The 6,661-nt window shown below is 61.5% G+C and carries 5 protein-coding genes; all 5 read left to right on the top strand.

Features of this window, described 5'->3' with window-relative positions; all coding sequences use genetic code 11:
• Position 1 precedes the first annotated feature (1 nt).
• Entirely contained in the window at positions 2-1,411 is a 1,410-nt protein-coding gene (ahcY, locus tag E4P01_RS11045) for an adenosylhomocysteinase (RefSeq protein ID WP_005792218.1), read from the top strand.
• A gap of 179 nt (positions 1,412-1,590) precedes the next feature.
• Complete coding sequence (metF, locus tag E4P01_RS11050; RefSeq protein WP_005792219.1) at positions 1,591-2,436, top strand: methylenetetrahydrofolate reductase [NAD(P)H]; 846 nt, start codon at positions 1,591-1,593, stop codon at positions 2,434-2,436.
• A 75-nt stretch (positions 2,437-2,511) separates the two neighbouring features.
• Positions 2,512-3,594, top strand: a complete 1,083-nt coding sequence (locus E4P01_RS11055) for a hypothetical protein (RefSeq protein WP_032878976.1) — start codon at positions 2,512-2,514, stop codon at positions 3,592-3,594.
• Between the two features lie 63 nt (positions 3,595-3,657).
• The gene (locus E4P01_RS11060) at positions 3,658-4,461 is read left to right on the top strand and encodes a transporter substrate-binding domain-containing protein (RefSeq protein WP_032878974.1); all 804 of its coding nucleotides are present in this window, start codon (positions 3,658-3,660) and stop codon (positions 4,459-4,461) included.
• A 222-nt stretch (positions 4,462-4,683) separates the two neighbouring features.
• Positions 4,684-6,567 carry a DEAD/DEAH box helicase gene (locus E4P01_RS11065; protein WP_032878973.1) on the top strand — a complete coding sequence of 628 codons (1,884 nt, stop codon included), beginning with the start codon at positions 4,684-4,686 and terminating at the stop codon, positions 6,565-6,567.
• Positions 6,568-6,661: the final 94 nt, after the last annotated feature.

Below are 6,661 nucleotides of genomic sequence, written 5' to 3' on the forward strand. Positions count from 1 at the left end.
TATGAGCGCTGTAATGACGCCTGCAGATTTCAACGACTACAAAGTCGCCGACATGTCCCTCGCTGCCTGGGGCCGTCGCGAAACCTTTATCGCCGAATCCGAAATGCCGGCCCTGATGGGCCTGCGTCGCAAGTACGCCGCTGAACAGCCGCTCAAGGGCGCGAAGATTCTGGGCTGCATCCACATGACCATCCAGACCGCCGTACTGATCGAAACCCTGGTTGCCCTGGGTGCCGAAGTGCGTTGGTCCTCGTGCAACATCTTCTCGACTCAGGACCAGGCCGCCGCCGCTATCGCTGCCGCCGGTATCCCGGTATTTGCCTGGAAGGGCGAAACCGAAGAAGAGTACGAGTGGTGCCTGGAGCAAACCATCCTCAAGGATGGCGCGCCATGGGATGCCAACATGATCCTCGACGACGGCGGCGACCTGACCGAACTGCTGCACAAGAAATACCCGCAGATCCTCGACCGCGTCCACGGCGTGACCGAAGAAACCACCACGGGCGTGCACCGCCTGCTGGATATGCTGGCCAAGGGCGAGCTGAAGATCCCGGCCATCAACGTCAACGACTCGGTGACCAAGAGCAAGAACGACAACAAGTACGGCTGCCGTCACAGCCTGAACGATGCAATCAAGCGTGGCACAGACCACCTGCTGTCGGGCAAGCAAGCCCTGGTGATCGGCTACGGTGACGTGGGCAAGGGTTCGTCCCAGTCCCTGCGTCAGGAAGGCATGATCGTCAAGGTCTCCGAAGTTGACCCGATCTGCGCCATGCAAGCCTGCATGGACGGTTTCGAAGTGGTTTCGCCGTTCATCGACGGTATCAACGACGGTACCGAAGCAAGCATCGACAAGGCCCTGCTGGGCAAGATCGACCTGATCGTCACCACCACCGGTAACGTGAATGTGTGCGATGCGAACATGCTCAAGGCCCTGAAGAAGCGCGCCGTTGTCTGCAACATCGGCCACTTCGACAACGAGATCGACACCGCATTCATGCGCAAGAACTGGGCATGGGAAGAAGTGAAACCGCAGGTGCACAAGGTTCACCGTACCGGCGCCGGCAATTTCGACCCGCAGAACGATGACTACCTGATCCTGCTGGCCGAAGGCCGCCTGGTTAACCTGGGCAACGCCACCGGTCACCCAAGCCGCATCATGGACGGCTCGTTCGCCAACCAGGTACTGGCGCAGATCTTCCTGTTCGAACAGAAGTACGCCGACCTGTCGCCAGCCCAGAAAGCCGAGCGCCTGACCGTTGAAGTACTGCCCAAGAAACTCGACGAAGAAGTGGCCCTGGAAATGGTCCGCGGCTTCGGCGGCGTCGTGACTCAACTGACCAAGACCCAGGCCGACTACATCGGTGTGACGGTTGAGGGCCCGTTCAAGCCGCACGCTTACCGCTACTGATACACCTGCTGCCCACTCTCCCTGTGGGGGAACGGGCTTTAATGTGGGAGGGGGCTTGCTCCCGATGGCGGTGGGTCAGTCAATATATTTATTAACTGACACTCCGCCATCGGGAGCAAGCCCCCTCCCACATCGACGGTGTACACACTCCGCAATTCTGGGTTTCAAAGGGTATTACCATGTCCCAAGACCGTCGCTACAGCTTCGAGTTTTTCCCGACCAAGACCGATGCTGGGCATGAAAAGCTGATGGCCACTGCCAAGGTGCTGGCCAGCTACAACCCCGACTTCTTCTCCTGCACCTACGGCGCCGGCGGTTCGACCCGCGACCGCACGATCAACACCGTGTTGCAGCTGGAAAGCGAAGTCAAAATTCCCGCCGCTCCGCACTTGTCGTGCGTGGGCGACAGCAAGGCCGACCTGCGTGGTCTGCTGACCCAATACAAAGCTGCCGGCATCAAGCGTATCGTCGCCTTGCGTGGCGACCTGCCGTCCGGCATGGGCATGGCCAGCGGTGAGCTGCGCTACGCCAATGACCTGGTGAGTTTCATCCGCGAAGAAAGCGGCGATCACTTCCATATCGAAGTGGCCGCTTACCCGGAGATGCACCCCCAGGCGCGCAATTTCGAAGACGATTTGCAGAACTTCGTGCGCAAGGCCAATGCCGGTGCCAACAGTGCAATCACCCAGTACTTCTTCAACGCCGACAGCTACTTCTACTTCGTCGAGCGTGTACAAGCGATGGGTGTGAATATCCCGATCGTGCCGGGCATCATGCCGATCACCAACTACAGCAAGCTGGCACGTTTCTCCGACGCCTGCGGTGCCGAAATCCCCCGCTGGGTGCGCAAGCAACTGGAAGCCTATGGCGACGACGTCAAAAGCATCCAGGCCTTCGGCGAACAGGTCATCACCGAGATGTGTGAGCAATTGTTGCAGGGTGGTGCGCCAGGGTTGCATTTCTATACCCTGAACCAATCTGAACCCAGTCTTGCTGTCTGGAACAACCTCAAGCTGCCACGCTGAGGTCTGTTCGGTTGTACCAAGGCCCTCAGACGAGGGCCTTTGTCGTTTTACGTGACCCACGGAACCCCGCAGTCCATGAATACAGTGTCCCCGACTTCCCGCCCGCAACTGGTCTATCTGGTCTTCGGTGCCCAGACCTACCACCAGGAAGCGGTATTCAGCATCGCCAGCGCACTGGCGTTCCTGCAGGACACCCCGGACGCGAACGTGGACATTCAGGTGTTCACCGACAATCCAGAGCCTTATCACTTGCTGCCGGTACGCGTGCGCCCACTGGACGAGGCCACTCGCAAACGCTGGAGCGAGCCCCACGGTTATCATTTCCGCACCAAACACGTGGTACTGCGCCAGGTACTGGAAGAGTCGGAGGTGGCGCTGCTGATCGACACCGACACGTTCTTCCACCATTCGCCCATGGCCCTGTTCGAGCGCGTGCAGCCCGGCACCCTGCTGTGCAACGCCTTCTACACCAAGTACGGCGACAACCACGAAAGCATCCTCTACACCGCCCTGCACCAGCGTCTGCTGGAGATGGGCGTGGCCGACGATGACATGATGACCCTCAATTCCGGGGTCATGGGCCTGACCCAACAGGATGCACACATCCTCGACCGCTCCATCGAATTGATGGATGAACTGTTCCCCCACGCCCAGGGCGCCTACACCCTGGAAGAGTTCTGCCTGTCCATCGCCGCCTACCGCACCGTCAACGTGCGCGAATGCCCGGACCTGATCCACCATTACTGGAGCCGCAAACAGCTGTTCCGGGCCAAGGTCAAGGCGTGGATCGCCAAACACGCCAGTGCCCCAACCAGTGCGCAGGCCCTGGCCGATACCCGCCAGGTCTCCTCGCACCTGCCGCGCCCGCCGCGCTTGCAGCGCTTGATGTACAAGCTGATCACCCTGCTGCTGCCCAAGCACCAGCAACAGTTCATTCGTGAAATCCTCTATGGTTGCTACGAGCACGAAAACGAGTTCGATCAGGCCTGCGGTCCGGTTTGGTGGGACAAGGCACGACAAAACCAGGAAGAACGCCAGAAGCGCCCACTGGATGCCCACCAACTGGAACACTGGTTCGCCAACCCCGTGGTGCGGCTGATACTGGGCGAGCGTCGCGCCGCGATCCACGAACACTTGCTGGACGCTCCGGCGAAATAACACCGCCCGCCAATGCGCGTGGTAGAGCTTCTCTTTCTGTCGGGAGCGTCGTAACCTCAAGGTATGCCCGCCATTTTCAAGCTACTGACCGCCGTGCTTTTTTCTTGCCTGAGCCTGGTCGCTCATGGCGAGAAACTGCGCATTGTCACCGAGCCCTGGGCGCCCTATGTCTACGACGATAACGGCACCAGGGCCGGCCTGGATTACGAAACCACAGTGGCCGTGTTCCAACGTCTGGGCGTGGAAGTGCAATGGCAATTCCTGCCCTGGAAGCGCTGCCTGGCGATGCTCGAGCAGGGTCACGCCGATGGCGCGCTGGATATTTTCCACAGCCATGAACGCGACGCCCAGTTGCTCTACCCCAGTGAACCCTTGTCGGAAGTCGAATTCGTCCTGTTCTACGCCAATGATCGCCCTCACCCCGCCACAACCCTCGATGAGCTGCGTGGCCTGACTGTCGGCATCTCACCCGGCTACCTCTATGGCGAGACGTTCAGTGGGTCCAGCGCATTCGAGCGCGAGCCTGCCCCCAGCCATGAAGCCAATTTCGGCAAGCTGATGCTCGGACGCATCGACATGGTCGTGACTGACCGGCGAGTGGGGCAGCACATCATCAAGACGCTGGGCCTTGAGGGCAAAGTCAGCCAGGCGGCAGTGGTGGTCAGCCGCCAACAACAATTTCTCGCGGTGCGCCGTGGAGCCGGCATGGACCTGTTGGTACAGCGCTTTGCCGCCGAGCTCAAGCGCTTCAAGCAAGAGCCGGCCTATGCCGCCTTGAGCGCCAAATATGGTGGGATGCAGGCGCAAACCTCCCCGATATCAGCCTCCGAACACGCCGTTGAGCAGCAGGAAAGCAGCGCGCCGTGATTGCTCTGTTATACTCCGGCCTTTCCGCCAGGCTTACGCCCGGCCGCTCGGGTCTTGAAAAAGGCACCCAACCCAGCTACTGCGCAGCTTTGCAGCCCGCGCGAGCCGGTGGAGTGCCCGCCAGACACAGCAGGACCGGACGGGATTGCGCTCCCCTAAGCGCCATTCACGCCCGGCAAGATTATCCCTTTGGGCCAAGCCCTAACTAAAACAGGATTACTCATGTCCTTTGCTTCCCTCGGTCTCTCCGAGGCTTTAGTCCGCGCCATCGAGGCAGCGGGCTATACCGAGCCTACTCCGGTGCAACAGCGGGCCATTCCCGCCGTGTTGCAAGGTCGCGACCTGATGGTCGCGGCTCAGACAGGTACCGGTAAAACCGGTGGTTTCGCCCTCCCGATTCTGGAGCGGTTGTTTCCCAACGGTCACCCGGACAAATCCCAGCGTCACGGCCCGCGCCAACCGCGTGTACTGGTCCTGACCCCTACCCGCGAACTCGCAGCCCAGGTCCACGACAGCTTCAAGCTGTACGCCCGCGACCTGAAGTTCGTCAGCGCCTGCATCTTCGGCGGTGTCGGCATGAACCCACAGGTTCAGGCCATGTCCCGTGGCGTTGACGTACTGGTCGCTTGCCCGGGTCGTTTGCTCGACCTGTGCGGCCAGGGCAGCGTCGATTTGTCCCACGTGGAAATCCTCGTGCTGGACGAAGCCGACCGTATGCTCGACATGGGCTTTGTCCATGACGTGAAAAAGGTCCTCGCACGCCTGCCGGCCAAACGTCAGAACCTGCTGTTTTCGGCAACGTTCTCCCAGGACATCACGGCCCTGGCCGGCAAGCTGCTGCACAACCCGGAGCGCATCGAAGTCACGCCACCGAACACCACGGTCGAGCGTATCGAGCAACGCGTATTCCGCCTCGCCGCCAGCCACAAGCGCTCGCTGCTGGCGCACCTGATCACCCACGGCGCGTGGGAACAGGTGCTGGTCTTCACCCGCACCAAGCACGGCGCCAACCGCCTGGCCGAGTATCTGGACAAACACGGCCTCACCGCTGTTGCCATCCACGGTAACAAGAGCCAGAACGCTCGCACCAAAGCCCTGGCCGACTTCAAGGCCGGCACTGTGCGCATCCTGGTCGCCACCGATATCGCCGCCCGCGGCCTGGATATCGACCAGTTGCCACACGTAGTCAACTTCGAGCTGCCGAACGTCGATGAAGACTATGTGCACCGTATCGGCCGTACTGGCCGTGCCGGTCGTTCGGGTGAGGCCATTTCCCTGGTCGCACCGGACGAAGAAAAACTGCTGAAAAGCATCGAACGTATGACCAAGCAGAAAATCGCCGACGGCGACCTGATGGGCTTCGATGCTAGCGCCGTGGAGGCCGAGAAACCTGAAGCCCGCGAGCGTCCGGATGTGCGTAACCCGCGCAACCCACGCGGTCCGAAGGGCGATGGCCCGAACGGCGGCGGTGGTGGCGGTGGTCGTCGCGACAAAGGCAAGGACAAGGGCAAGGAAAAGTCCGCCACCAGCAGCCGAGGTGAACGCCCGGCCCGTGAGCAAAAGCCACGTGAAGGCACCCCGGCCCGCGAACAGCGCCAGCCGAGCCAGCCGCCACGCGCCGCCGCTGACCGTGCCCCGGACGAGTTCCTCGACGACGATGTGGATAACTTCGGTAACCGCGTCGACTACGTGCCCCAGGCCAAGCCGGCCCAGGGCCGTGGCCGTCGTCCAGGTGCCCCGGCACAAGGCGCCGGTGCGGGTGCTCCCCGTGGCGGCCAGCCTCAGGGCGGTCGCCAGAACGGCCCGCGCAACAGCAGCGGCGGCAGCACCGGTACTCCGCCTGCCAAGCGCAGCGGCCCGCGTAATGGTGCACCGCGTGACGGCCAGGCGCGTCGCGAAGATTCGCGCAGCAACAACCGCCGCCCGGCCCGTGACGACCAGCCACGCCTGTCCGAGCCAGCGGTGCAAAACCCGCGTGGTGGCCCGGCGCCGAAGATCATCCACAAGGAGTCGAAAGCTGATCGCTTCCCGACACCCGAGCAGTTGGACCAACTGCCAGGCCGTCCTCGTGGTGAGAAACCGGCGCTGCTGACCCGCAACCGCTGAGTTCCAAAGCCATAGGCGTTGACTGTTACAACGCCATCGCGGTGTAGAACTGTAGACATCGTTTACAACTGAAACCGGGGACATCGTTTACACA

The organism is Pseudomonas sp. NCIMB 10586 (assembly GCF_023127895.1).
Lineage (GTDB): Bacteria > Pseudomonadota > Gammaproteobacteria > Pseudomonadales > Pseudomonadaceae > Aquipseudomonas > Aquipseudomonas synxantha_A.

Bases quoted from the DNA above. Each gene is read 5' to 3' on its own strand.
- ahcY (WP_005792218.1), top strand. From the start codon at position 2: ATGAGCGCTGTAATGACGCCTGCAGATTTCAACGACTACAAAGTCGCC.
- metF (WP_005792219.1), top strand. From the start codon at position 1,591: ATGTCCCAAGACCGTCGCTACAGCTTCGAGTTTTTCCCGACCAAGACC.
- E4P01_RS11055 (WP_032878976.1), top strand. From the start codon at position 2,512: ATGAATACAGTGTCCCCGACTTCCCGCCCGCAACTGGTCTATCTGGTC.
- E4P01_RS11060 (WP_032878974.1), top strand. From the start codon at position 3,658: ATGCCCGCCATTTTCAAGCTACTGACCGCCGTGCTTTTTTCTTGCCTG.
- E4P01_RS11065 (WP_032878973.1), top strand. From the start codon at position 4,684: ATGTCCTTTGCTTCCCTCGGTCTCTCCGAGGCTTTAGTCCGCGCCATC.